The organism is Oleiphilus sp. HI0043, assembly GCF_001634935.1.
In genome coordinates this window covers 1-624 of the sequence record NZ_LWEY01001224.1, presented here as the reverse complement: position 1 = coordinate 624, position 624 = coordinate 1, and the positions used below count along the sequence as shown (strand labels likewise).

Here is a 624-nt window from a genome sequence, read left to right as displayed (position 1 = left end):
TGCTGAATCCTTAGTTGGCGGCTCACCAGGACGCATCATACGATAAATCTCTACCAGAGCTTCAAGCTGATTACTTGTCGGATCGATTCTTAGCGTATCAGACATGAACGGGCCGCAATCTAGTTCGTTCGTATAAATCGTCTCGAACGATTCGATACCCGCTTCAATAATTGTATCGATCACTTCATCAGTGATTTCGGTATTACACTCAACAACCAATTCGCCAGTTTCTTCATTGATCAAGTCTTTCGCTGTCACCTTGCCGTGTAGGTACTCACGTGGAACTTCAAGGTGATTACCAAGCTTCTCAAGCTGTCTGATATGACGCGCAGTAATACGACGACCTTCTTCAACGATAACCTTACCGTCAGCATCTTTAATTTCGAAACTTGCAAGCTCACCACGTAGGCGAGCAGGCACCAACTCTAGCTTACAGCTCTCGCCGGAAATAACGAATGCACTGGTATCGAAGAACATTTCAAGAATTTCTTGTGTGCTGTATTCAAGCGCACGTAGCAAGATCGATGCAGGTAGTTTACGACGTCGGTCAATACGAACAAAAACGTTGTCTTTCGGGTCAAACTCAAAGTCCAACCATGAACCACGGTAAGGAATAACACGAGC

At 45.2% G+C, this 624-nt stretch carries 1 pseudogene; it reads right to left on the bottom strand.

Going from position 1 to position 624, the window contains the following annotated elements:
• Positions 1–624, bottom strand: a pseudogene (gene rpoB, locus A3729_RS15070) (DNA-directed RNA polymerase subunit beta); the annotation flags it as partial.